Source organism: Candidatus Methanomethylophilaceae archaeon, from assembly GCA_017524805.1.
Taxonomy (GTDB): Archaea; Thermoplasmatota; Thermoplasmata; order Methanomassiliicoccales; family Methanomethylophilaceae; genus Methanoprimaticola.
Genome location: JAFXUX010000004.1, coordinates 20,370 through 44,738, shown reverse-complemented (window position 1 = coordinate 44,738; position 24,369 = coordinate 20,370). Strand labels below are relative to the sequence as shown.

Below are 24,369 nucleotides of genomic sequence, written 5' to 3'. Positions count from 1 at the left end.
GCAAACCACTCAGATTTCAATAATCAAAACGATGGCCACATCAGCGCATGGAAGGCGAGTTCATTTCCGGGATGATTGACCCGCATCTTCCGTGCGAGATGACGGTGTATTGGAATAACTATCGGCTGTCTGTTGCATTGAAAGCCGTTCTCCGCTTCGGAAAAGATATCGATGTCGACAGATGGCGGGATCAGCTCGTTCTGTCGTCCATCACGGCTTCCAGATCCTCCGGGATGATCGGCTTGCCTTCGGCCTTTCTCTTCATGTGTCCCCCGGGGCCTCCGCGCGCGATCCTGGCTTTCTCGATGCACTCGGGGTCATCGCAGACGAACGCGGCATAGATGATGTTCTTGCAGGTTTTCCCGCAGAATTCGCACGTATAATCTTCGGGGTTGATAGGCATGCCACGCAAATCGTGGGCCGCGGATATAGACTTTTGTCGGGTCAAATGATGGGAGGGGAAGGTTCCCCCGCCCAGATCAGGAAAAGCAGAGTTTGAAAACGACGGGGCCTTGCGGGCGCTGGGCGCGATCCAATATCGCGACGTCCGCTTTGCCCACGTAATCGGCGATGTTCTCCGCGGTTATTCCGCCGCAGGCTTCGACTATGATGCGGTCTGAGACCTTCTTGGCGGCGTCAAAGACATCCGCCACGCCTTCCGGGCCGAGGTCCAGGGCTCTGATTATGTCGGCCCCTCCTTCCGCCGCATCCGCAGCTTCCTGGGCGTTTACGACTTCTATTGCCTTCTTGACCGCGACAGAAGCCTTCGAGACGCGCTCCATAGCGTTTCTGACGCTTCCGCAGACGGATATGTGCTCCCTTCTGAGGAAAACGATGGAGTCCAGGCCGGATGCGTGAGGGTCTCCCCCTCCGATGGCCACAGCTTTCATCTCGAACCCGGAGAATCCGGGGATCGAAGGGATCGCCGCGACTCTGATCTTCCCATCAACGGCTCTGACCGCGTCCGATGCGCATGTGGCTATCCCGCTCATGATGGACAGGAATCCCAGGGCGGTCCTTTCTCCGGCAAGGATTTTGGCTACGGGTCCGGACACAGACATGACGCGGGATCCAGCGCGGATCCTATCTCCTTCTTTCGCCAAAGGCTCCGCGTCTCCCTCCAAGTACGAGAACACATCCGATGCTTCGTCGATCCCGGCGACTACGGCGTCCTCGCAGCAGATTATGTGGGCCATGCTGCGGGAATCGGGTATGTCAAGCCTAGAGGTCAGATCGAACCTTCCCACGTCGGCTTTCAGGAACGCGGAGGGATCCATCGGCCTCAGACCTCCAGATGGAACTCTTTTCCGGTCTCCGGAAGTATGACGTTGTAATCTGACAGGTCCGGGAGGAAGAGGTCCCTGTTGTCCGAATGCATTATGATGACGTTGTCGGGGTCGCATCTTTCTATGAAGCTGACGATCTGGCTGTGGTCGGCGTGCGCAGAGAAATCGTATTTCTGGACTTCGCATTCGATCTTGCAGATCTCGTCGTCGATGTTCACGCAGCCCTGCTCGAGAAGCATCCTGCCGTTGGTGTCCTCCGCCTGGTATCCGACGAGCAATATGGCGCTCTTGGGATCGTCCTTGATGGCCTTGAGGTACCCGAGGATCGGCCCCCCATCCAGCATCCCGCCCGTGGTGACTATGATCTCGCCCTTCTTCGCCTCGTTCCTGGTGTATCCGTTGGTGACCTCGTTGAAGCGCTTCCTGGCGGATCTGAGGACACCGGGCTCCCTGAGATACTCGTCGTATCTTAGGAACAGGTTGGTGACTTTCCTGCCCATGCCGTCGACCCACATGTCGTAGCCGAGGTTCTTGAGCAGGACCATTATCTCCTGGGTCCTTCCGACCGCGAAGCAAGGGATGAGAACTTTCCCTCCGCGCTCGATGACCTCCCTGATCTTGTCGAGGAAGTTCCTTTCGGTCTCTTTCCTCGGCGGGTGGTTGCGGCCTCCGTAGGTCCCCTCTATGAAAAGGTTGGTGCAGTCCGCGGGTTTGGCGCCTTTGACGAGCTTCTGGGCCTCGGTGTGGATGTCTCCGGTGTAAAGTGTCTTGACGTCCTTCTCGAACTCGAACATCGCGGCTCCGGGTATGTGCCCCGCGTCGATCATCGAGATGTCGATGTTGTTGAGCGTTATGGTGTCCCCGAATCTCATCGGGACGACGGCATCCATCGTTTTTTTGATGTCGATATCGGTATACGGCTGCACGTAGCCCTCTGCTTTGGCGATTTTCAGGGTGTCTTTCATCATGAGCTCCCCGATCTCGGCGCTGAGGGGCGCGGTGAACAGCTTGCAGTCATAGGTTCCGCACACCTGCGGGAGCATCCCGCTGTGGTCGAGGTGCGCGTGGGTGAGGAAAACGTAGTCTACTTTCGGCGCCGGAAGCGGGAACTCCGGCGGTTTGGTGGGGCTCAGCCCGTATTCCACCAGGAATGAGCTCCCTTTGGCTTCCATTGTCATCCCCATGCGGCCTACCATATCGGCTCCGCCGAGGAATCTGAATTTCATGTCCATGTCAGTGATCTCCTTTTCGTATGCCTCCGCTTGGGGAGGGCTTTGTGAAGGGAAGCCTCATGGCGTCCCCTTGACAGTGATGATGACGCAGGGCCTGCCGCCCTACATTATAAGGATGGCACTCTATCGGAAGCATATATTTTTATGTTGCTGTTCTTGCTTCCGACGGTCTAGGTCGGGGTCAGAAGGGCAAAAAAATGGGAATGGGGGCCGCAACCCCCGGTTTTTCTCAGGATACGAGCTTCAGGACGGCGGAGGTGCCGGCGAACATCTTTCCGCCGAGGTTTTTGGCGGTCGCTGACAGCGCGGCCGTCCCCTTCATGAATTTGATGCCGTTGAAGGCATTGGAGCCCACGTCCGTCAGATCGGCCGAGAAAGATGCGAAGGAAAGGCCCGTGCATCCGCCGAAGGCATAGGAGCCGATGGTCTTGGCGCTCGGGATCTCCAGGACCGTGATCTTGCTGCATCCGTAGAATGCGTAGGAGCCTATGTTTTCGGCCGAGAACATCCAGACCGCTCTGAGCGCAGCGCAACCGGCGAAGGCTTTGTAACCTATGGACTTGACTTCCCCCAGATCGGCTGTCGAAAGCGTCTTGCAGTTGAGGAAGGTCTGGTCGCCAATCGAGGTGACGCCGGCGGAAAGCTTCCAAACAGATACCGACGCCGGAACGGTGAGGCTCTTCAGGCCTGTTTTGTAGCCCGTCACGGAAACTTCGTATGGAGTCACGGATGTCACTGTATATGTGAGGGAGCCTATGGTGACGCTGGTGCCTACGGGCGCCTTAGCGCACATATTGCCGCCTGACATGATGAATGTCTTGCCGGCAAGATTGGATGCGGTCGCGGTTATTGCTTTGCCGTCCTGGTAGAACTGCAATTTGCCGAAGGCGGACGAACCCACAGAATTCAGATTCTTGGAGAACACTATGGACGTTATCGCGTCGTCCCCGTAGAAAGCGTAGGCGCCTATGCTCTGGCAGGAAGAGAACGTTATCGACTTCAGTGCCGTGCAGTTGGCGAAAGCCTTCATACCGACGGTCGGGGCGCTTATCTTCACGGTGATAATGGTGGAGCAGTTGGCGAAAGCCTTCTCAGCCACGGAACTCACCGTGAATGTCGCGCCGCTGAAGGCGACGGTCGCAGGTATGACCGGGTTCTTGATGCCTGAGACGTATCCGACGGCATTAACCGTGGCAGGGTTCAGGGATTCGACTTTGTATTTGATGCTGGAGGAGGTGAATTCGGTTCCCAGAAGGATTGCTGGGCCGTTGAAGAGCTTGCCTCCGGAGCCGGTGAAAGTCTTTCCGGCGAGGTCTTTGGCAGCGGACACGGCCTTTCCGTAGTCATAGAACTGGATCTTGTTGAACGCGGCAGTTCCTATGGATGCCAGGCCCTTTGCGAACGTGACCGAGGTGAGCGCATCGCAGCTGAAGAATGCGTATGCGCCGATATTGGTCACGGATGTGAGCTTCACCGTGGCTAAGGCCGCACAGTTGGCGAATGCCTTCTGCATCACCGTAGGCGCGGATATTGAGGCGGAAGTTAGTGTCGGGCATCCGTAGAATGCCTTTTCGCCAACGGATTCCACCGCGAACGATTGGCCATTGTATGTGACGGAAGCAGGTATCGAAGCGGTCTTGATCCCGGATACGAACCCGGTTGCGTTCGCTTTGGCAGGGCTGACGGAAGTGACGGTGTATTTCACGCTGCTTACAGTGAACTCGGTTCCCACCGATATGGCGGACCCATAGTACAGCTTCCCTCCGGAGCCGGTGAAGTTCTTCCCAGCAAGATTCTTGGCAGCGGCGGTTATCTGTTTGCCGCTGTCATAGAACTGGATCTTGTTGAACGCCGCGGTCCCGACGGACGCCAGGCCCTTTGCGAACGTGACCGAGGTGAAGGCGTCGCAGCTGTAGAACGCATAAGCTCCGATATTGGTCACAGAGGTGAGCTTGACCGTGGCCAGGGCAGAGCAGTTGGCGAATGCCTTCTGGCCTATCGTCGGGGCGGCTATGCTGAGCGTATTGAGGGTGGTGCATCCGTAGAACGCTTTCTCGCCCACGGATTCCACCGCGAACGATTGGCCATTGTATGTGACGGAAGCAGGTATCGACGCGGTCTTGATCCCGGATACGAACCCGGTGGCGTTGGCCTTGGCCGGGCTGACGGAAGTGACGGTGTATTTCACGCTGCTTACAGTGAACTCGGTTCCCACCGATATGGCGGACCCATAGTACAGCTTCCCTCCGGAGCCGGTGAAGGTCTTTCCGGCGAGGTTCTTTGCTGTGGACACGGCCTTTCCATTGTCGAAGAATTGTATCTTGTTGAACGCCGCGGTCCCGACGGACGCCAGGTTCTTGGCGAATGTGACCGAGGTGAAGGCGTCGCAGCTGTAGAACGCATAAGCTCCGATATTGGTCACAGAGGTGAGCTTGACCGTGGCCAGGGCAGAGCAGTTGGCGAATGCCTTCTGGCCTATCGTCGGGGCGGCTATGCTGAGCGTTTTGAGGGTGGTGCATCCGTAGAACGCCTTCTCTCCCACAGAAACGACGGCCAGGCTATGGCTCTTGTAGGTGACCGAGGCGGGAATCGAGGCGGATGTTATGCCCGATACGAATCCTGTCACCGAGGCCTGATCGGGATTCACGGATGTCACGGTGTATTTGAGGTTTCCAACGGTGAACTCGGTGCCCGCATCGAAGTCCAGCTTCTGCCAGACGGCATAGAGCGTCGTGTTATTGTTTATAGTGAACGTCTTGGTCCCGTTGGTAGTGTATTTCGCTGTCGTGGCGCTCTTGCTGTCTGACCATCCGACGAATGCGTATCCGGTTTTTGACGGGACTTTGTCGAACAGCACGGTGACCTTATCGCCGGGCGCGTAGGTCGATCCTGCCGGGACGTTGTTGGATCCTCCGTTCGAATTGTAGTTGACGGCATATCCGTCCATGCTGAATGTGCAGCTGGCGGTGGTTATCAGGGAAGTCCCCGATCTTATCAGGGCATCGACTCTGTACATGCCGGTGGAGTATCCGTACATGGAGCTCGACGAGGAGGCAGTGAAGTTTCCGCTAGAATCTGTGGTGAACGTGCTGTTGATCGTGGATACGTGCACCAGATCCGCAGCTCTGTATATCCCGTACTCCACGTTGTACGTCCCGCGGCTGAGCTTCCCGGAAAGGGTGAGGTCGACGTTGGATCCGGAAGTTGCCGCGTCCAATTCCAAGTTGTATGAGTCTCCGGAGAACTGGATCGAGACGTTTCTGATCCAGATTATCCATCCGCTCACAGTTTCATAGTTGTAAACATAGTAGGTATGGCCCTTCTTCAGATATTGGCCGTCTATTGCCACCGTAGACGTGCTCCATTCGCCGTCGGATCCGTGGAGGTATTGCTGCTGGAAGTCCACCGCAGTGCCGTCTGTGACGTCCTTGAGCCGGATGACGTCTCTTTCGCCGGATTGCTCATCGACATCGTAGGAATAGATGGTGAGGACGGCATTCTCCGGCGCGAATCCCATGACGAATTTTCCGATCTTCGCGTGTCCATTGGATTCTATGTATATGTCGGCGTCATTGTCCGCATAGCCTGTCTTTCCGCTGTCGAACAGCAGATATGATCCAGGTTTGTTGATGTTCACGGCAGTCAGCTTCGAGTCCGTTTCGTATACCAGAGTCATCTCCGCAGTGAAGCTGCCGGTTGTGGTTTCGTAATATTTTGCTGTGACGTAGTATGTTTCGCCTTCATCAGCATAGAATTGGAGTTTGAAGTTTCTGCCGTCGCCGCCATCATCGTTGTATTGCAAACGATTTCCTTGAGAGTCATAGAGGTATCCGTAAGTATCTTCGTTGCCGTGCGATTGGAAAGCGAATACGCCGTCTCTGTCAGCCACGAATCTGTACGTCTTTTCTTCTTCTGCCGCAGCGATGTTCACGTTCACGGTCTGGCCGGTTTTGACGTCCCCCGTTACCGCCGGAATCGACGCTCCCAATGCCGTCTCCTGGCTTTGGGTCTCGCCATATGTATCAGCATCTTCCGATGATACAATCAAAGCCGCTGATGCGACGAGAGCCAAAGCGAACATCGCGATCAATGCCGTTTTCCATCTCATTTATTCATCTCCCGTTTAGTAATGCCGTCCGCGCGTCCGGCGCGATGCGCATGTTGTTCTGTTACCGGTCCGCGGAGGTACGCTCCCCTCTTCGGCCTTGCTATGCAGTATGCAGATTTATACGAATTGCTAATCGGCAAGAATTAATCGTATATCAAAACGTGCGGCGTCCTATAAGGGATTGTCCCCGATATAGCGACGGCTTTTCCGCATCATCCTCAGGCCTCGCCTGCGGGAACGCATACGTCGGGCACCAAACATTTCTGGACTCCTAAATGAATGTGATAAGCCCGTCCATCCGCGTTTTTCCGGGCAGAATCCATCCAAAAGCGCCATCGTCCGGAAAATAACGGAGAAAAAGGCTCAGCAGAGGCATCTAATCGCGGATGCAATAACCGTCGGAAAATCAGTTTCAGAGTTATTCTCGATATAACTATATACGGACAGTCAATGAGGAAAAAAGAGGCTGTTAAATTGTTTTGCCCAGTATGCGGATCGATGATGTCCCCGAAAGATGGGGTTTATACATGCAATGGTTGCGGCGCTACGAAGGACGTTTCCGGGAAATCCGAGATCATAACCACATCGTCAAGAGACAAGGAGATAACCGTCATCTCCGAGGAAGACACCATAACTCTTCCCAAGACGCATGTGCTGTGCCCCCAGTGCAAATATACGGAAGCATACTACATGATCAGGCAGACGCGCGCGGCGGATGAGCCTGAGACCATGATCTACCGCTGCTGCAAGTGCAATCACAGTTGGAGAGAGTACTGAGGGGATTGGGATATGGCCGGGACTGTACAGTACGGCGGAGGCGGGGATGCGCCCCATTTCTGCGCGGAGATAAAATCCGAGACGCTCAAAGGTCTCGTCAACATCATTTCTGCCATCGTGGATGAGGTGAAGTTCACCATAACCCCCGAGGGCATGACTCTGAAGGCGGTGGATGCAGCCCACGTCGCCATGATAGAGATCAACGTAGACAGCGGCGCTTTCGAATCATATGCCGCCGAGGAATGCGAGATAGGATTGGACCTCGACAAGATCAAGGGCGTGCTCAAGCTCGCATCCGGCGTGGATATCATCAGGATGGAGCAGGACGCAGACAAAGGGAGGCTCATATTCAGGGTCGGAAACATCACGAGGGCCATGACGATCCTCGACACCTCAAGCCTCAACGACCCCAAAGTCCCCGATCTGCATCTGAAGTCTTCAATAGGGATATCCATCGACGAGCTCAAGAAAGGGATCAGCGCGGCCGACGCGATATCAGACCACATAACGATGAGGGCCAATTCCGAAAGGTTCGAGCTCTCATGCGAGGGAGACACCGATTCCGTCACCCTTCGCGTCGACAAACCCAACCTCGCGAGCCTGGACGCCGACGACGAGGTCTGCAGCATGTTCCCGCTCGATTATTTCTCGAACATAGTCAAGGCAATCCCCAATGGGACAGTCATCAACATAGAGTTGGACAACGACTATCCGGTAAAGCTTCTATTCGGCATCGCAGGCCAGCATGTATCTGTGAATTATCTTCTGGCGCCGAGGATAGAGAGTGAGTGAAATGGTTGAACGCAGCGTATCGGAACTCGAGACAATCGCCAACAAGCTCAGGCTGCATGTCATAGAGATGACATACGCGGCATCCTCTGGGCATCCTGGGGGATCGCTGTCATCCGCGGATCTGATGTCTGCGCTATATTTCCGCGTTCTGAATCACGATCCCAAGAATCCGTCTTGGGACGGCAGGGACAGATTCGTGCTATCCAAAGGCCATGTCGCTCCCATCCTTTACGCGGCTCTGGCCGAATCCGGGTATTTCCCCGTGGAAGACCTCATAACTCTCAGGAAGATCGGCTCCAAGCTTCAGGGGCATCCCGTCCGCGGGAAGGTGCCCGGAGTGGAGATGTCCACCGGATCCCTCGGCCAAGGGCTCAGCATGTCCTGCGGGATCGCTTTGGCGGGGAAGATGGACGGGAAGGACTACAGGACCTTCTGCCTGCTCGGGGACGGAGAGCTCCAGAGCGGCCAGAACTGGGAGGCGGCGATGTTCGCCAGCCAATACGGATTGAACAGGCTCATAGCGTTCGTGGACAGGAACCGCCTTCAGATCACCGGGAACACCGAGGACGCGGTAGGTCTGGATCCCCTCCCGGAGAAGTGGCGGGCATTCGGCTGGAACGTGTCGATCATCGACGGCCACAACATACGCGAGATAATCGAGGCTGTGGACAAGGCGTCTTCATCCAGGAAGAAGCCCACGGTAATAATCATGAACACAGTCAAAGGGAAGGGCGTTTCGTTCATGGAGAACAACGCCGGGTTCCACGGCAGGGCCTGCAACGCCGAGGAATACGCCAAAGCCGTCGCAGAGCTCAGAGAGGCGATCCAATGACCAAGAACCTCGCCCAGCGCAATTATTACGGCAAAGCTCTGGCGGAACTCGCATCCAAGAGGGATGACATCGTCGTCCTCGACGCGGATCTGGCCGGATCCACCAAGACCTCCGATTTCAGGAAGGCCGCCCCGGAAAGGTTCGTGGAAGTGGGGATCGCGGAGCAGAACATGATCGGCATCGCGGCAGGGCTGGCGGCCTCCGGGAAGACCGCTTTCGCATCCACGTTCGGGGTTTTCGCCTCCGGCAGATGCTGGGAGCAGATCAGGCTTGCCGTCGCCTATCCCAAGCTCAACGTGAAGATCGTCGCCACCCACTGCGGGATAAGCGTGGGAGAGGACGGTGCATCCCATCAGGCTCTGGAGGACATGGCTATCATGCGCGCCCTCCCGAACATGGTCGTGATCTCCCCTGCGGATGCCTACGAAGCGTATGCCGCCACCATGGCCATCGCCGATTACGACGGCCCCGTGTACATGAGGATGGGCCGCGCGGAGTTCCCCACCATAACCAAGGAGGGAGAAGCCTTCCAGATCGGCAAAGCCAAGGTCCTGAGGGAAGGATCCGATGTCACGCTCATAGGGTGCGGCCAGATGGTCTCATCCTGCTTGGAAGCCGCGGAAATCCTCGCCAAAGAGGGGATCGAAGCGGAGGTCATCAACATGGCCACCATAAAGCCGCTGGACAAAGATGCCGTCATAGCTTCCGCGAAGAAGACCGGATGCTGCGTCACCGCAGAGGAGCACAGCGTGATCGGCGGGCTCGGATCCGCGGTCGCGGAATGCCTCTGCTCTTCGGCATGCGTGCCTCTGGAGATGGTCGGGACCAAGGATACCTTCGGCGAATCGGGGGCTCCGGCGGACCTTCTCGTCAAATACGGCCTCACCGCATCGGACATCGCGGCGGCGGCCAGGAAATCGGTTTCAAGAAAGGTGAAAGCATGAAGATTTTCATAGACACTGCTAATCTGGACATGATAAAGGAGATCAACAGCTGGGGGATCCTGGACGGAGTCACCACCAACCCGAGCCTGATCGCCAAGGAAGGCGTCGACGTCAGGACCCGCGTCAGAGAGATCGCCGAAATCGTCGACGGCCCCGTTTCCGCAGAGATCATGTCGATGACCGCCCCCGAGATGATCGCCGAGGGCCGCGAAGTCGCGAAGATCCACCCCAACATCAACATAAAGCTCCCGATGTGCGTCGAGACCCTGAAGGCTACCAAAGTCCTCTCTTCCGAGGGCATCAAGGTGAACGTCACCCTCATCTTCTCCGCCCAGCAGGCCCTTCTCGCCGCCAAGGCCGGGGCCGCGTTCGTCTCGCCTTTCGTCGGCCGCCTGGACGACATCGGAATCTACGGATCCGATCTCGTCTCCCAGATCATGCAGGTCTTCCAGAACTACGGCATAACCACCGAGGTCATCGCCGCTTCCATCCGCGGCCCGCAGCACGTTCTCGACGCCGCCCTCGTCGGATGCGATATCGCCACCATCCCTTACGACACCCTCAAGAAGATGGTCAAGCACCCCAAGACCGACGAAGGAATCGCGAAATTCATCGAGGACTACGAGAAATCCAAGAAGAACTGAGGATCCCATGCTCGATGCCGTCATAGTGGGCGCCGGTCCGGCCGGAAGCGCATCCGCCCGCCTGCTTGCATCGAGAGGCTTTTCAGTCAGGGTCCTGGAGGATCACGGGTCCTCCGGGGTCCCGACCCAATGCGCCGGCCTGATCACCGAGGAGGTCGCCCGCATGTCCGGGTCTGATCCGGACGTTTTCAACACTCTGTACGGCGCCGAAGTTGTTTTTCCCGGCGGCAGAAGCGTCGAGGTGCGTTCCAAGAGCGCGAAGGCGATAGTGATAGACCGCGCCGATCTGGACGCCAAGATGGCCGCCGCCGCTATGGACGCAGGGGCCGATTTCTCCTACGGCAACCGCTATCTGTCGCATTCCGTGTCGTCCGGAGGCATCGAAGTCCGCTCAGCTTCCGGCGAATCCGGATGCAGGTCCTTGGTCGGGGCCGACGGGCATTCTTCGGCGGTCGCCATGTCTTTGGGGGACAACGGCCCGAAAGAGTACATCCGCGGGATCCAAGCCGACGTTTTCTCTGATTCCGATCTAGTCGACACCTTCCGCATACGCATCGGGAACCAGGTCGCACCTGGATTTTTCTCGTGGGAGATTCCGTGCGGGGATTTCGTCCGCGTCGGGCTTTGCGCATCATGGGCCGCGGGCCCTCCCTGGCCATATCTGAAGAGGCTTCTTTCCGAGCATTATCCGGGCGACAAAGTCAGATCCATGTACTGCGGGAAGATCCCTCTCGGAGGGCGCCGCACTACCTACGGGGAAAGGTGCCTTCTCATAGGGGACGCCGCCTGCCATGTGAAACCCGTATCCGGCGGCGGTCTTTATCCGGCGTTCAGAGCCGCGCCCATGCTGTCGGAGGTGCTTGCGTCTGCGCTGGAATCCGATGATCTGTCTGGGAAGAACCTTTCCCGTTACGAGAGGATGTGGATGGGCGATTTCGGGAAGGAGCTGAAACGGGCCTATTTCCTCCGCAAAAAGTATGCGCGCTTGGACGATCCAAAGCTCGACCTTGCTGGGGAGTACTGCTCAAGGGATGATGTGCGCTCGGCCCTCGACGCCATAGATCTGGACCATCCTGCCGATGTCATCCATGGGATGCTCCGCAAACCCTCCGCGATACCCGGGCTGATCTCGTTGGCGGCAAGGTGCCTGATATGAAGAGAGTGGTTTTCGCCAAGATAAGGTCGGAGGAGGCCGGCCCCATCATCCGCCGCCTGATGGACGAGGGTTTCGTCGACATCCACGCCAAGATTTCCAAAGACGAAGATTACCGCTATGTGCCGATACTTCCGGAGCGTCTCGGCGATGAGCCGGCGGCTTCGATGGAGCTGGTCGAGGGCGAGGCCCACACTTTGGACAGGAGGCCCCCTCAGGAGCGCATACGCGAGAGGCTGTCCTCGTATCCAGAACTGGAAGGCATGCTGCCAGAGAAGTGGGAATATGTCGGGGACATAGTCATAGTCCGCATGCGCCCCGAGTGCAGGCCTTATGGGAAGATCATCGGCCAGGCATATGCCGAAATCCTCGGCGCGAAGACGGTCTGCGCCGATGTGAGCGGGGTATCCGGCGAGTTCAGGCGGCCGAGCATGGAGATTTTATACGGCACGGACACCGAATCCGTCCGCCTGGAGAACGGGATCCGCTATGGTTTCGACGTGACCAAGGTCATGTTCGCCTCCGGAAACACCAACGAGCGCATGCGCATGAGGAATCTGGACTGCCTCGGCGAGACGGTGGTGGACATGTTCGCGGGAATAGGTTATTTCACGCTCCCTCTGGCTAAATTCTCAGGTGCCAGACGCGTGTTCGCATGCGAAAAGAACCCGGAATCGTATGGATTTTTGGTCCGCAACGTAAGGGACAACGGGCTGTCTGGTGTCGTAATCCCGATTTTGGGCGACAACAGGGACCTTCCCGGGAAAGCGTTCGCCGACCGCATATTGATGGGATACGTCCAGACGACGTCAGAATTCTTGGATGCCGCTTTGGGGATGATAAAGCCAGGCGGAATCCTGCATTATCACGACACGTTCTACGTGCATGAATATGAAGGCCGCATAAAGCAGATTTTCGATGGGAAATGCGGGGAGGACGGGTACGAAATCCTGTCGATCCGCGAGGTGAAATCTTTCGCCCCGTCCGTATCCCATTATGTCGCCGATGTTAGGGTCAGACCTTCTCACCGGAGCTGCATGCGATGAGGAACGTGTTCATCGCGTCCGCATATTTGCTTGCATCCGCATCCATCAGCGATCTGGCGAACGGCGCCAGATAATCGGCCAGACTTCTCTCCGAGGGGGTGAGCTTGGACGGCAGGTCGGTCACGCCGCACGCTATCAGGAACGAAGCCTCTACAGCGCGTATCTTCCCGTTCTTCATGCCTTTGGTCTTGGCCGCCTCTTCAAGCATCTTCTGCCCGCCGGCCTTGTATGCCTTCGCGAGTTTGTCTGCGGCGGAGGTGAACGGCCCCGGCCTCTTGAATTCCGGCAGCGCCGCGCTCACGTCGGCCGTCTGGAATCTGCTGCGGGCCGCCAAGAGAGTCGGGAGCGGCTGGTTTTTGGAGGCATCCCCAAGGAATTCCGCAGTTTTGGCATCGGTATACGCCGTAACGATTGCCTTCCAATCGCTTTCCCATATGGCGTTGAGGGCTTCCGATGCCTTCGGGTTTTTGAGGACGAGTCCTCTGGGGTTGTCCGTCAGGAACTTCTTCAGAGCTTCGATCTCGCACTCGTCACCAGTAAGCTGGGATACGAATTTCTCAAGGGAATCGCCGTAGTTCTCCGTCCCGATGACGTAGGTGGCCGTGCCGCTCCCTTTCAGATCCCCTACTTTTAATCTTTTTATAGATTCTATAAGAGCGGAATCGGTCGTCAGGCCGAGCATGTATTTCTTGAGGGCGTCGCCTTCGATCGGTTCGTAGTCCTTTTCCCCGGGCTTATGATACTTGTGCTTTATGCGGACGGCGAAGTCATCCAGCGGATCTGCCGCGGACATTCTAGATACCAAGTAAGTGAGGGTCGAGACGTTCTTTGCGCAGCCTTCGCAGATGCGAATGGTCTCCCCGAGGGATTTTATCTCTATCTCCAGCACTGCGGACGCGTCATGCCCGCACGAAATCCCGTCTTTGGGGAATTCGTAAGGCGTTTCCCAGAATGTGTCGCTGAGATAGTCTTCGGGCATGCTGGGCGCGTCGGAGCATACGACGTCGTCTCCGAAGGAATAGAGATGGAGCTTGTTTTTCTTGATGAAATCGTTGTACAGGAACATTCTGAGCTTAGGGTCAGTGTAATATTGGCACCCTATGAGTTTGTCCGCTTTCACCGTCCCTCTGACGGCGTAAGATACTGTGTCCCCGCCCGGGAGTTTGGCTGTCGCCAAGAGCGGGATGCTTCCGGCCGCCGAAAGGGACACGGTGCCCGCATAGGCGCGAACTATGTCGTCCCCGCCGAATTTGGAGGCCTCTTTGATCAGAGCATCGGGGTTGTCGATGATGTTCCTCAGGCCGGATATGCTTTTGAATGTCTTGTCGAAAGCGCATTTCCTGCAGTTCCCTGCGCAGGCGGGCCTGATTATGCCGGGGTTCTCCGCCAGAGTTCTGGAGCGGTCCAGAAGATCGTCTTCCAACCTTTTGGAGGTGTGTTTGACGCCTCTCATCCTCAAGCGCTTTTTCTCTGCCATGGGGAGGTCTATTGGGCAACGCCCTAATAATAATCTTTCGTGAGTTTTCTAAATGATAAATGGGGAGACGCATATTTTATCCGCCAATCTGTCGCAGAGAATATGACCCATCACCGCATCACGCAATCCGATGCCAGAATCGGATTTCGAGATGAGAGTCCGCGAATTCCTCGCCAAACCCCCATTCTGCTACAGGGGACTCAGTAGGGGCAGCGTGGATCTGTTTTGCGCCGCTCTCACGCATGACAGCTATTCCAACGAGGCCGCGGATGTTTCTGAGGTCGCCGAATCGTATGAGCGTTTGGAATTCCTCGGCGATGCGGTTCTGGAATTCATCGCATGCGAGGCGGTTTACAGGGATTCCGATCTCAATGAGGGCGCTATGACGGATTTCAAGCAGAGCATCGTCTCCAATCACAGCATCTCGGAGAAGGTTCTGTCCAAAGGATTGGGCATCGATGGCGTCATAAGGGTCGGCGGAGGCCACAGGACCAAACATGGCGATGCCATAGTGGAAGAGAGCATGCGCGCAGATTCTTTCGAAGCTGTTTTGGCTGCGGTTTACCTTGTTTTTGGGATGGATGAGGCTCGTCGCATAGCTTACGAGATATTGGGAATATGCATCCAATAATTATTATCAGGAATAATAAAGTATTTCGCACAATGCTATTTGGTATCATGATGCATATATATGCTAAATGAACGACTAAATCAATCATTTAATTCCATAATAAATGGATTGTTGGGGTAAAGTGACCGTTAGAATTATAAACCTCTTTGTTGTAACATAAGCTATGTCATTCTTTGACGACAACAAAACTCTCGGCACGGCACTCATCGTGATCGGTGCTATCCAGTTCATACTGGGTATCGTCGCTCTCGTTGGTGCTGTGTCCGGCGGCATCGATGGGCCTACGGCTGTCGCAGCCATTGGGCCGATCATCGTTGCGATCCTGTACTTCGCCTTCGGGTGGAAGATCAGGAACTCTCAGATTACGAACAAACTCGACATCCTCGCACAGTATGTCAAGCTTGCGGGACTTGGAGTTATTATCAACGCCGTGTTCTCCATCTGGAACACCTACGATGATGCAGGCGGCAAGATCGGAACCACTCTGGTTTCGCTCGCCATCGCTGTGATCATCGGTCTGATCATCATCGGTATCTCCACTAGGATCAACGACGGAAAGAAGGACAACCTTGACAGAGTCATCTGGATCATCCTCCTCATTCTGTTCGCCCTCGGCGCGATATTCAACTTTATTGGCCTCATCGGACAGATCATTGCCGTCTTCGGCAGCTTCAGTCTCACCTACCTGGCCAACCTCGTCATCACCATCGCCAACCTCATCATCTGCATCTTCATGGTCTGCCTCCTCTTCAACAAAGATGTGAAGGAAGGCATGAACATGTGAGTTGTCGATCAAGTTGACATACCAAACCTTTTACCAAACCCCTTACCTTCTTTCAGCCTGATGTTTTGCGGCTGTTCCCGTTTGTTATTTAATCGAGGATAATGATTCTCGTCCCGTGGCAGACATCATCGAGGACACGTCTCGGCGCATCGCCGACATGACCATCCGCGGCGCGGGAAAGATAGCTCGCGCGGGCGCGGCGGCGATGGGGGAGTTCGCGGATTCCTATCGCGGAGAGAGTTTGGAGGTTTTCCTTGCCGATCTGAAAGCGGCCGCAGACAAGGTCATCTCATCCAGGCCCACGGCGGTATCCCTATGGAACGGGGTCCAATCGGCTGTGAAAGGGGTGAACGAGGTCGCATCCATCGAGGAGGCTCGCGCTTTGGTGTCCTCCAATTCGAAGAGGTTCGTCGAATCGTCGTCCAAAGCCGTCCAGACGATCGCCTCCATCGGCGCCAAAAGGATACGCGATGGAGACACGATCCTGACGCATTGCAACAGCAGCGCGGCTTTGGGGGCAATCAAAGAGGCCCATCGCCAAGGCAAGGACATAAAGGTGTACGCGACCGAATCGCGCCCGTGGAGGCAGGGCATCCTCACCGTCACGGACTTGGCCGATTCCGGCATAGATGTCACGCTCGTGATAGACAGCGCCGTCCGCAGCGTGATGAAGAGGATCGACAAGGTCTTCGTCGGAGCCGACACGATCACATCCGACGGAGTTCTGATCAACAAGATCGGGACTTCGCAGCTGGCTCTCGCCGCCGAGGAGAGGAGGGTTCCTTTCTATGTCTGCGCCGAGACCTACAAATTCTCGCCCATGACCATATTCGGGGACATGGTGGTGATCGAGGAGAGGGATATCTCCGAGGTCGTGAAGCCGGGGGAAGTCCCGGATCAGGTAAAAGTGTTCAATCCCGTGTTCGACAGCACGCCTGGAAAGTATATCGACGCCATAATCAGCGAGGTGGGGATGATCTCTCCCGGCGCGGTCTATGACGTCATGGTAAGGCAGCTCGGCGAATCGGTTTTCTCAAAGGAGTGACGCAAATGGAAAGCTATTCTTATCTTCATCTCGGGGAGCCTGAGGATCCCAGCGAATATGTGGTATGCAAATACCGCGTGACGACAGATCTGACCATGGAGAAGGCCGCCGAAGCCATCGCGGCCGAGCAGTCCACCGGCACTTGGACCGGGATATCCACGCTGGACAGGGGCATATTCGATTCCCTCGGCGCCAGGGTGACCAGGATCGAGGGCGATATGATCACCGTCGAATATCCTGCCGAAGATTTCAGCATCGAAGTCGGCTCTGTTCCGCAGATTCTGAGCGTCATCGCCGGGAATCTGTTCGGCCTGGGAGCCCTCAAAGGGGTCAGGCTGGAGGACGTCTCCTTCCCGAAGAGCATCGCGTCCCAGTTCAAAGGCCCGAAATTCGGCGCCGATGGGCTCAGGGAGATCCTCGGCCGCCCGGAGAAGCCCTTGGTCGGGACCATCGTCAAACCGAAGATCGGGCTTTCGCCGGAGAAGACCGCCGAATACGTCTACGAGGCGGGTTCCGGAGGTCTCACCAACTCCAAGGACGATGAAACCCTGGTCGACCAGCCTTTCTGCCCCATCGACGAGAGGACCGTGGCGGTCGCCGAGGCTTTGGACACCCTCAAAGAAGAGGGCCATCTTATGCTCCACGCGATAAACGTCAGCACCCGCGGCGACAAAATAGTCGAATTGGCTGAGCAGGTCCAGGAATGGGGCGCCAAGCAGATAATGGTCGACGTGATCACCTGCGGGTTCGGCGCCGTGCAGGCATTGGCCGAGGATCCGTCCATCAAGGTGCCTATCCATGTGCACAGGACGATGCATGGGGCTTTCACCAAAGATCCCTTCCATGGGATTGCCATGCTGCCGATAACCAAACTGGTTCGCATGTGCGGTGGCGACGCGCTGCACATAGGCACCCTCGGGGCTGGGAAGATGTCCGCGGGAGCCCATGACGACGGCAATCTCGCGGCCTGTCTGGGGGATGATGTGCCATACAAGGCCGTCATGCCCGTCTGCTCCGGAGGCGTCCACCCTGGAATAGTCTCCGACATAACCGACCGCGCCGGGATGAACGTCCAGATACAGGCGGGAGGAGGCGTCGCAGGGCACCCCGACGGCGTCATCGGAGGCGCCAGAGCCATGAGCCAGGCGGTGGACGCCGCTTTCCTCGGAATATCCGCCGAGGAGTATGCCAGGAGCCATGAGGAACTCGCCAAAGCGCTTGCGAAGTGGGGATCGAAATGAAGCTGACCATAAAAGGATACGATGTGGACTCGTCCGAGCAGATCGTTCTGATTCATGAAGCCGATTGCGCCGAGATCGGCGTGCAGGAAGGGGACCGCGTGAACATTCCCGGCCCCAGGCCGACGATAGTGCTGGTATCCCATACAGATACGCTGATAGATAGGGGCGTCGTGGCGATGTCCAATTCGCTCCTCTCCAAATGCGGCCTCAAAGAGGGGGATGTGATCAATGTCACCTACGCGGCCAAGCCGGATTCCGTCCGTTCCATAAGGAAGAAGATGGACGGGGAGGCGCTCACCAGAGAGGAAATCAGAGCCATAGTGGAAGACATACTGGAGAACAGGCTTTCCAAGATCGAAATCTCGGCGTGGCTGACTTCCCTGTACATCAACGGCATGGACATCGGAGAGATCGCCGATTTCACCGTGGCTATGGCGGAGACCGGCGACATGATAAAGTTCGACAGCACCCCCGTGTTCGATTTCCACAGCCTCGGAGGGGTTCCAGGCAACAAGATCACGCCAATCGTCGTCTCCATCGTGGCTGCCGCCGGCATAATGATACCCAAGACCTCGTCCCGCGCCATAAGCAGCGCCTGCGGCACATCCGATTTCGTGGAGACGTTCTGCGACGTGGAGATAGACGCCGAATCCCTGAAGGAGATAACACAGGAAATCGGAGGGGTCTTCTCCTGGGGCGGATCCATGAACCTCGCCCCTGTCGATGATATGGTGATAAAGGTGGAGCACCCGCTCGGGATCAACCCCAGGGCGCAGATGCTCGCCTCGATCATGAGCAAGAAGCTCGCCATGGGCGCCACGCATCTGGTGGTCGACATACCCACCGGAGCCGGGACCAAGGTGCCGACTTTGGAGGTGGCCAAGCAGTATGCGAAGGACCTGATGGAGCTGGGCGAAAGGATCGGAATCCATGTGGAATGCGCCATAACGTACGCAGACCAGCCTGTCGGATACGCGGTCGGGCCGAACCTGGAGGCCAGGGAATGCATAAGCATCCTGGAAGGGAACACCCATCCCTGCGCGGTGATTGAGAAAGCCTGCGATTGCGCCGGAATCATCCTCGAAGTCGCCGGGATTCCCAACGGCTCCGCGAAGGCGAAGGAGATTCTCGCTTCGGGCGAGGCATACCGCAAATTCATGGAGATCGTGGTGGCCCAGGGAGGCAACCCAGAGCTGAAATCCGACGATCTCAAGCCGGGCAAGTTCAGCTATGAGCTCCGCTCGCCCAAATCGGGATATGTGCATTCGATCAGCAACAAGGATGTCGTGGCCATCGCCAAGGCAGCCGGCTCCCCGTCGGACAAAGGCGCCGGCATAATCTTCTCCAAGAAGAAGGGCCAGAGGGTGGAGGAAGGCGAGGTTCTCCTCACGATATACGCCGACAACGAGGCCAAGCTCAAGCGCGCGAAGGAGACGGCGATCAAATACCAGCCCATGGACATCGAGGGGATGCTCATCAAGAGGGTATCGCCTCTGACTGCGAGATGAGCGGGAAGAAGCTGTTCTTCACGATAGACCTGGACCGGGACGCCAATCTCCCGGTACCAGGGCGCCTGGAAGCCGGGTCAATTGACAGGGGATCCGGCCAGGCGCCCCGCTTTTCCTCTTCCGAGAGAGGTCTTAGATCTATTCTGGACATCCTCGACGGCATCGGCATGAAGGCCACGTTCTTCGTCGAGGGCCGCACCGCCGAGACTACAGACTGTTCCTGCCTGTCCGGGCATTGCGTCGGATTCCATGGGTACGACCATGAGGATCTGACCGGGAGCAGCGTCGGGCTGAGCATATCCGACGCGGAAGTGGAAAGCATCTTGGAGAAAGGCTTCCAGGCCGTGTCGGACCGCATATCCCGCCCATCTTGCTTCAGGGCGCCTTATATGTCCATGCCTGAATGCGTCCTGCCCGTTCTGAAAAGTCTCGGAATCTCTGCGGATTCGTCCGAATACGCTTACGGGGCGTGCTCACCGTACATCAAGGAGGGCGGGATAGCCGAGTATCCTGTCCCGAAATCGTGCGATGCCTCCGGGAAGGTGATCGCGGCGTATCTGTGGCCGATGCACGAGGGCAAACGCCCGCCGGAGGATTATGTCCGCATGGCCGAGAGCGCCGGCGGCTACATGATGCTGGCCGACCATTCCTGGCACATGTGCGAGCGCAGGGAAGGCGGCCTGATGGATACGGAGACCGAGCGGAAGAACGCGCTCGACGTAAGGGCCGTTCTCGAGGGCATTCTGGATCTGGGCTTCTCGCCCGAGGTCTTGGTGCGCCGATCGGAGCCGCTTCGAAGGGTCCAGAAGGTCCATTTTCATCCTGTAATAGCCGGGGGACATGTCGAGGAAGTGCTCGTGAGGGTTGGAGAACCTCTGCTCCTCCGGCCAGATCTCGTTTTTGAGCTGGTCCGCAAGATAATCCCTCATCTCCATCATTCCTCTGGATTTGCAGACGATCCTTCCGTTCTCGATGACTTTCTCGTGCATCTTTTTGGCCGTGACCTTTCCGAATCTCATGCTCTTCCAGGGGCGCTTCGGGTCTACGAAACCGTATCCTTCCGAGATGTCAGCCTCTTCGCCGTGGATAGTCAGCAGGTCCGCGACAGCGTGCCCATCCTCGGAATATACCCTGTAAACGTCTTTCCACCCCGGATTCGTTATTTTCTCGACGCTTTCCGAGATCTTTATTCTGGGCGAGAAAGACCCATTCTCTTCCACGGCTGCAATTTTGTACACTCCGCCGAAAACGGGGTCGCTTTTCGCCGTTATCAGGCGCTCGCCGACGCCGAACCCGTCGATCATCCCGCCCTGATCCAGTATGGACCCTATGGTGTATTCGTCGAGGCTGTTGGACACCACGATTTTGCAGTCATTCAGGCCGGCCGCGTCCAGCATGGCTCTGGCCTTTTTGGAGAGATATGCGAGGTCCCCGGAGTCGAAGCGTATCCCCTTGAGCCTCTTTCCCATGGGCTCCAAGACTTCTTTCGCGCAGCGTATGGCGTTCGGGACGCCCGAATGGAGCGCGTCGTATGTGTCCACAAGAAGCAGCGCGTTGTCTGGATACGTTTCCGCGTATTTTCTGAACGCTTCGAATTCGTCCCCGTAGTACATGACCCAGCTGTGCGCCATGGTCCCGCTCACGGGCACCCCGAATTCCTTTCCGGCCAAGACCGTGGCCGTGCCGGTCGCCCCTCCTATGTAAGCCGCGCGGGCTCCGTACACCGCCGCGTCCATGTTGTGGGCTCTGCGGGCCCCGAAATCCGATACCGATCTGCCTTTGGCGGCGCGGACGATCCTGGAAGTCTTGGTGGCTATCAGCGATTGGTGGTTTATCTGCGCCAGAAGCGCCGTTTCGATGAGCTGGGCGTCGATGATGGGGGCGACGACCGTGACCAAAGGCTCGTTCGGATATACGACAGACCCCTCGGGGAAAGCGTAAACGTCGCCGCGGAAGCGGAATCCGGAGAGCATTTCCAGGAATTCCTCGCCGAATATTCCTAGCGATCTGAAATAATCGATGTCCGAATCGTCGAAATGGAGGCCAGCTATCATCTCCACGGCCTGCTCCAAGCCTGCGAATACGGCGAATCCACCGTTGTCAGGGTTTTTGCGGTAGAAAACATCGAAAACCGCTTTCTTGTCGCTGTCTCCCTCGATGAAATATCCGTTCGCCATCGTCATCTCATATAGGTCCATCACCATGCTGAGATTGCGCTTGTCGCATTGGGTCATGCTCTGTCCTCGCCCTTCCATCGCCGTTCTGCTATTAATTGTGGGGGCTGTCGGAGCCGTCAGCCGGTGCGTTAGATAGTTAGTATAAAGAAAGGGAACCCATTATCGCATCAAAGGTGAACATATGACTTCCAGACTAATTCTGGGGAAAGACGTTTCCGAGGAGATCTACGCGGAGCTCAGACAGAGAATCGGAGTTCTCAAATCCAAGGGGATCACCCCCGGCCTTGCGGTCGTCCTCGTCGGCGACGATCCAGCTTCGCAGGTCTACGTACGCAAGAAGGGGGAGATGTGCGTATCCCTCGGCATGCACTCGCTGACCGTGGTGATGCCAGCAGAAACCACCCAGGACCAGCTCATGGAAAAGATCGCGGAGCTCAACGCGGATTCTTCCGTGCACGGGTTCCTCGTACAGCTTCCTCTGCCGGGCCATCTCGACGAGAAGGAGGTCATAAACGCCATACTCCCCTCGAAGGATGTGGATTGCTTCCACCCGGAGAACGTCGGGCGCATGCTTATCGGCGAGCCTTCGTTCCTTCCCGCGACGCCCGCCGGGGTCCAGCAGATGCTGATCAGATCCGGCATAGAGACCAAAGGGAAGCATGTGGTCGTGGTCGGCCGCAGCAACATCGTAGGCAAGCCCATGGCCGCCATGATGGTTCAGAAAGGTTCGGGCGCTGATTCTACGGTCACCGTCGTCCATTCGCAGACTAAGAATCTGGCGGAGATCACCAGATTGGCGGACATACTCATCGTGGCCATCGGAAAGCCCCGCTATATCACCGCAGATATGGTGAAGGAAGGCGCCGTGGTCATAGACGTGGGGACCAACAGAGTCGAAGACCCGACCCGCCCCAGCGGAACGAGGCTGGTAGGCGACGTGGATTTCGATTCCGTCAAGGAAAAGGCCTCTGCCATAACCCCTGTCCCGGGAGGCGTGGGGCCGATGACCATATGCATGCTCATGGCAAACGCCGTCAGAGCGGCCGAGCTCTATGCGGAGGGGAAGAAATGATAAGGGAATGCGAGGAGCACGGCTATTTCCGCGGTGAGATGTGCCCTCGCTGCGGGAGCGAAGGCAAGTTCCTGATGTCGGATTACGAGGTGGAGAAGCTTGGAAGGTCCATGGCCGGTATCCTCAGGCATAAGAAGAACGACCCCGACATGGATTCCCAGGGGTTCGTGTCCATCCGCGAAGTCCTCAATCTGATAAAAGCCCGCGGCGGGCGCATGGATTGGCTCAGGACGAGGCACATCGAAGCACTCGCAGAGACCGATCCCAAAGGCAGATATCTCATATCCGGCGGCAAGATAAAGGCCACATACGGCCACACGGTCCCGCTGGACATCAAACTCGATTGCGAGAACATCCCGGAGTCCCTGTATTATCCGGCCACGCCCGAGGAGGCCGAGTTCCTGAAGGAATCAGGCATCTATCCGTCGGACAGGGCTATGGTGCATCTGTCCCTCACCTACAGGGATGCGTTCAGGGCCGGCGCGGTCCGCGTGGATGAGCCGGTGATCCTGGAGATCGACGCCGACAAATGCATGGACATGGGCTACGGCATCGGAAAGGCCGCCCGCACCGTGTTCCTGTGCAAGCACGTCCCGCCGGAAGCCATCTCTCTGGCCGATCCGGAAGATTATGAAGATTCAGAGGGCTTCGACCCGGAGGATTCGGAATGACATATGTTTTGAGGCCCGATGAGGTCAACAATAAATACGGCCCGATGTTCTGCAAAGGGCTGTACACGCTCGTCGACGAGAAGAACGGAGTCGCTCAGATCATCGAGCATTGCACTTCGAAAGGTCCCGCCGAGTGGGATGCCGTCAACAGAAGGCGCACCAAAGGCGTCGTCAGAAGCATCAAGCTGGACACTAACACGATAGTCATGGATGCGGAAATAGGGGAGAAAGACATCAATTTCGGCCCGGCAGCCGCCGACACCGGAGGCCAAGGCATAAAATCCCTCAGAGTAGAGGGCGACGAGGTCCGCACCACATGGTACGGGATCGCCGGCGCTTCCGTCGGAATCGGAGCCTGTCTTCCTCAGGCCCCGGGCGTCATACGCACCGAGTATCCCGACGATTTCAAGATGGGCGGGGCGCACCGCGCGCACGTGGACATTATCACCGAGAAGTACGTCCGCGTGATCATAGGGGTCGACGACACCGACACCAAAGAGAAGGGGGCTTCCTGGGTATCGTCCATGAGGCTGGGCGTGCAGTGCCCGGTCGGGATATTCCTGGAGCATAAGATCATCCAGCTGAACCCGAAGGCGCCCAACAAGACCACCAATTGCTGCTCAACCGCCGTCTCTTTCGCCATCAAGGAGAAGGACATCCCGGAGCTCATCGAGTTCGCCACCGAATTCATCAGGAAGGAGACCTACTCCGACGATACCGTCATAACCGTATACAAAGGGCTCAAAATCCCGGAGAAACTCAGGGAATTCGGATGGAGCTGCAAATCCGTGCTTTACACCCAGGAGGATGCCATCCGCGCGGCCGAGGAGAACGGGGTGCAGATCATCAGCATCACCGGAATGAAAGGCGTGATCGGAGCCGTCGCCGCCATCGGATGCTTCGATATCGGGGAGCCCGCAGCCGGCCTTCCCGAGGATTTCGAGTGATC

At 56.9% G+C, this 24,369-nt stretch carries 21 protein-coding genes and 1 pseudogene; 16 read left to right on the top strand and 6 right to left on the bottom strand.

Going from position 1 to position 24,369, the window contains the following annotated elements; genetic code table 11:
* Positions 1-190: 190 nt before the first annotated feature.
* The 4 genes from IKP20_00645 to IKP20_00630 all read right to left on the bottom strand — a co-directional run bounded on the left by IKP20_00645 (position 191) and on the right by IKP20_00630 (position 6,626).
* Positions 191-403: a hypothetical protein gene (locus IKP20_00645; GenBank protein MBR4503486.1), complete on the bottom strand. Its 213-nt coding sequence runs from the start codon at positions 401-403 to the stop codon at positions 191-193.
* A gap of 76 nt (positions 404-479) precedes the next feature.
* Positions 480-1,277, bottom strand: a complete 798-nt coding sequence (locus IKP20_00640; protein ID MBR4503485.1) for a hypothetical protein — start codon at positions 1,275-1,277, stop codon at positions 480-482.
* Between the two features lie 5 nt (positions 1,278-1,282).
* Positions 1,283-2,518 carry an MBL fold metallo-hydrolase gene (locus tag IKP20_00635; protein MBR4503484.1) on the bottom strand — a complete coding sequence of 412 codons (1,236 nt, stop codon included), beginning with the start codon at positions 2,516-2,518 and terminating at the stop codon, positions 1,283-1,285.
* A gap of 229 nt (positions 2,519-2,747) precedes the next feature.
* Positions 2,748-6,626, bottom strand: coding sequence for a leucine-rich repeat protein (locus tag IKP20_00630; protein ID MBR4503483.1), 3,879 nt, complete (start codon positions 6,624-6,626; stop codon positions 2,748-2,750).
* 450 nt (positions 6,627-7,076) lie between these two features.
* Between IKP20_00630 and IKP20_00625 the strand changes: the two genes are divergently transcribed.
* Genes IKP20_00625 through IKP20_00595 form a run of 7 tightly spaced genes read left to right on the top strand, consistent with a single transcriptional unit; the run spans position 7,077 to position 12,814 of the window.
* Positions 7,077-7,403, top strand: coding sequence for a transcription factor S (locus IKP20_00625; protein MBR4503482.1), 327 nt, complete (start codon positions 7,077-7,079; stop codon positions 7,401-7,403).
* Between the two features lie 12 nt (positions 7,404-7,415).
* On the top strand, positions 7,416-8,195 hold the full coding sequence (locus IKP20_00620; protein MBR4503481.1) for a DNA polymerase sliding clamp: 780 nt from the start codon (positions 7,416-7,418) through the stop codon (positions 8,193-8,195).
* A 1-nt stretch (position 8,196) separates the two neighbouring features.
* Positions 8,197-9,027, top strand: a complete 831-nt coding sequence (locus tag IKP20_00615) for a transketolase (protein ID MBR4503480.1) — start codon at positions 8,197-8,199, stop codon at positions 9,025-9,027.
* Positions 9,024-9,971, top strand: a complete 948-nt coding sequence (locus IKP20_00610; GenBank protein ID MBR4503479.1) for a transketolase family protein — start codon at positions 9,024-9,026, stop codon at positions 9,969-9,971. Before IKP20_00615 ends, IKP20_00610 begins: the two co-directional genes overlap by 4 nt.
* A complete protein-coding gene (fsa, locus tag IKP20_00605; GenBank protein ID MBR4503478.1) occupies positions 9,968-10,615 on the top strand; it encodes a fructose-6-phosphate aldolase in 648 nt (215 codons plus the stop codon). The genes IKP20_00610 and fsa overlap by 4 nt, the downstream gene beginning before the upstream one ends.
* A gap of 7 nt (positions 10,616-10,622) precedes the next feature.
* Positions 10,623-11,771: an NAD(P)/FAD-dependent oxidoreductase gene (locus IKP20_00600; protein MBR4503477.1), complete on the top strand. Its 1,149-nt coding sequence runs from the start codon at positions 10,623-10,625 to the stop codon at positions 11,769-11,771.
* Entirely contained in the window at positions 11,768-12,814 is a 1,047-nt protein-coding gene (locus IKP20_00595; GenBank protein MBR4503476.1) for a class I SAM-dependent methyltransferase family protein, read from the top strand. Before IKP20_00600 ends, IKP20_00595 begins: the two co-directional genes overlap by 4 nt.
* Here the strand turns inward: IKP20_00595 and IKP20_00590 are convergent.
* A complete protein-coding gene (locus IKP20_00590; protein ID MBR4503475.1) occupies positions 12,783-14,291 on the bottom strand; it encodes a hypothetical protein in 1,509 nt (502 codons plus the stop codon). The genes IKP20_00595 and IKP20_00590 overlap by 32 nt on opposite strands.
* A 130-nt stretch (positions 14,292-14,421) precedes the next feature.
* Between IKP20_00590 and IKP20_00585 the strand changes: the two genes are divergently transcribed.
* The 6 genes and pseudogenes from IKP20_00585 to IKP20_00560 all read left to right on the top strand — a co-directional run bounded on the left by IKP20_00585 (position 14,422) and on the right by IKP20_00560 (position 19,940).
* Entirely contained in the window at positions 14,422-14,922 is a 501-nt protein-coding gene (locus tag IKP20_00585) for a hypothetical protein (protein MBR4503474.1), read from the top strand.
* A gap of 163 nt (positions 14,923-15,085) precedes the next feature.
* Complete coding sequence (locus tag IKP20_00580) at positions 15,086-15,706, top strand: hypothetical protein (GenBank protein MBR4503473.1); 621 nt, start codon at positions 15,086-15,088, stop codon at positions 15,704-15,706.
* Between the two features lie 115 nt (positions 15,707-15,821).
* Positions 15,822-16,751, top strand: a complete 930-nt coding sequence (locus IKP20_00575; GenBank protein MBR4503472.1) for a ribose 1,5-bisphosphate isomerase — start codon at positions 15,822-15,824, stop codon at positions 16,749-16,751.
* 5 nt (positions 16,752-16,756) lie between these two features.
* Positions 16,757-17,992 (top strand): ribulose 1,5-bisphosphate carboxylase large subunit, encoded by a 1,236-nt coding sequence (locus IKP20_00570; protein ID MBR4503471.1) that lies wholly within the window; start codon positions 16,757-16,759, stop codon positions 17,990-17,992.
* A complete protein-coding gene (locus IKP20_00565) occupies positions 17,989-19,500 on the top strand; it encodes an AMP phosphorylase (protein ID MBR4503470.1) in 1,512 nt (503 codons plus the stop codon). Before IKP20_00570 ends, IKP20_00565 begins: the two co-directional genes overlap by 4 nt.
* A pseudogene (locus tag IKP20_00560) lies at positions 19,497-19,940 on the top strand (polysaccharide deacetylase family protein). The gene IKP20_00565 and the pseudogene IKP20_00560 overlap by 4 nt, the downstream one beginning before the upstream one ends.
* A gap of 33 nt (positions 19,941-19,973) precedes the next feature.
* Here IKP20_00560 and IKP20_00555 read toward each other — a convergent pair.
* A complete protein-coding gene (locus IKP20_00555) occupies positions 19,974-21,734 on the bottom strand; it encodes a nicotinate phosphoribosyltransferase (protein MBR4503469.1) in 1,761 nt (586 codons plus the stop codon).
* A 124-nt stretch (positions 21,735-21,858) separates the two neighbouring features.
* Here IKP20_00555 and IKP20_00550 point away from each other — a divergent pair, with 124 nt between their 5' ends.
* The 3 genes from IKP20_00550 to IKP20_00540 are packed head-to-tail and all read left to right on the top strand — an operon-like array spanning position 21,859 to position 24,367.
* Positions 21,859-22,749: a bifunctional 5,10-methylene-tetrahydrofolate dehydrogenase/5,10-methylene-tetrahydrofolate cyclohydrolase gene (locus IKP20_00550; protein MBR4503468.1), complete on the top strand. Its 891-nt coding sequence runs from the start codon at positions 21,859-21,861 to the stop codon at positions 22,747-22,749.
* Positions 22,746-23,420, top strand: a complete 675-nt coding sequence (locus tag IKP20_00545) for an RNA 2'-phosphotransferase (protein MBR4503467.1) — start codon at positions 22,746-22,748, stop codon at positions 23,418-23,420. The genes IKP20_00550 and IKP20_00545 overlap by 4 nt, the downstream gene beginning before the upstream one ends.
* Positions 23,417-24,367 (top strand): DUF1743 domain-containing protein, encoded by a 951-nt coding sequence (locus IKP20_00540; protein MBR4503466.1) that lies wholly within the window; start codon positions 23,417-23,419, stop codon positions 24,365-24,367. The genes IKP20_00545 and IKP20_00540 overlap by 4 nt, the downstream gene beginning before the upstream one ends.
* Positions 24,368-24,369 lie beyond the last annotated feature (2 nt).

Excerpts from the sequence above, each read along its gene's own strand:
- IKP20_00645 (MBR4503486.1), bottom strand. The coding sequence starts at position 403 with ATGCCTATCAACCCCGAAGATTATACGTGCGAATTCTGCGGGAAAACC.
- IKP20_00640 (MBR4503485.1), bottom strand. The coding sequence starts at position 1,277 with ATGGATCCCTCCGCGTTCCTGAAAGCCGACGTGGGAAGGTTCGATCTG.
- IKP20_00635 (MBR4503484.1), bottom strand. The coding sequence starts at position 2,518 with ATGGACATGAAATTCAGATTCCTCGGCGGAGCCGATATGGTAGGCCGC.
- IKP20_00630 (MBR4503483.1), bottom strand. The coding sequence starts at position 6,626 with ATGAGATGGAAAACGGCATTGATCGCGATGTTCGCTTTGGCTCTCGTC.
- IKP20_00625 (MBR4503482.1), top strand. The coding sequence starts at position 7,077 with ATGAGGAAAAAAGAGGCTGTTAAATTGTTTTGCCCAGTATGCGGATCG.
- IKP20_00620 (MBR4503481.1), top strand. The coding sequence starts at position 7,416 with ATGGCCGGGACTGTACAGTACGGCGGAGGCGGGGATGCGCCCCATTTC.
- IKP20_00615 (MBR4503480.1), top strand. The coding sequence starts at position 8,197 with ATGGTTGAACGCAGCGTATCGGAACTCGAGACAATCGCCAACAAGCTC.
- IKP20_00610 (MBR4503479.1), top strand. The coding sequence starts at position 9,024 with ATGACCAAGAACCTCGCCCAGCGCAATTATTACGGCAAAGCTCTGGCG.
- fsa (MBR4503478.1), top strand. The coding sequence starts at position 9,968 with ATGAAGATTTTCATAGACACTGCTAATCTGGACATGATAAAGGAGATC.
- IKP20_00600 (MBR4503477.1), top strand. The coding sequence starts at position 10,623 with ATGCTCGATGCCGTCATAGTGGGCGCCGGTCCGGCCGGAAGCGCATCC.
- IKP20_00595 (MBR4503476.1), top strand. The coding sequence starts at position 11,768 with ATGAAGAGAGTGGTTTTCGCCAAGATAAGGTCGGAGGAGGCCGGCCCC.
- IKP20_00590 (MBR4503475.1), bottom strand. The coding sequence starts at position 14,291 with ATGGCAGAGAAAAAGCGCTTGAGGATGAGAGGCGTCAAACACACCTCC.
- IKP20_00585 (MBR4503474.1), top strand. The coding sequence starts at position 14,422 with ATGCCAGAATCGGATTTCGAGATGAGAGTCCGCGAATTCCTCGCCAAA.
- IKP20_00580 (MBR4503473.1), top strand. The coding sequence starts at position 15,086 with ATGTCATTCTTTGACGACAACAAAACTCTCGGCACGGCACTCATCGTG.
- IKP20_00570 (MBR4503471.1), top strand. The coding sequence starts at position 16,757 with ATGGAAAGCTATTCTTATCTTCATCTCGGGGAGCCTGAGGATCCCAGC.
- IKP20_00565 (MBR4503470.1), top strand. The coding sequence starts at position 17,989 with ATGAAGCTGACCATAAAAGGATACGATGTGGACTCGTCCGAGCAGATC.
- IKP20_00555 (MBR4503469.1), bottom strand. The coding sequence starts at position 21,734 with ATGACCCAATGCGACAAGCGCAATCTCAGCATGGTGATGGACCTATAT.
- IKP20_00550 (MBR4503468.1), top strand. The coding sequence starts at position 21,859 with ATGACTTCCAGACTAATTCTGGGGAAAGACGTTTCCGAGGAGATCTAC.
- IKP20_00545 (MBR4503467.1), top strand. The coding sequence starts at position 22,746 with ATGATAAGGGAATGCGAGGAGCACGGCTATTTCCGCGGTGAGATGTGC.
- IKP20_00540 (MBR4503466.1), top strand. The coding sequence starts at position 23,417 with ATGACATATGTTTTGAGGCCCGATGAGGTCAACAATAAATACGGCCCG.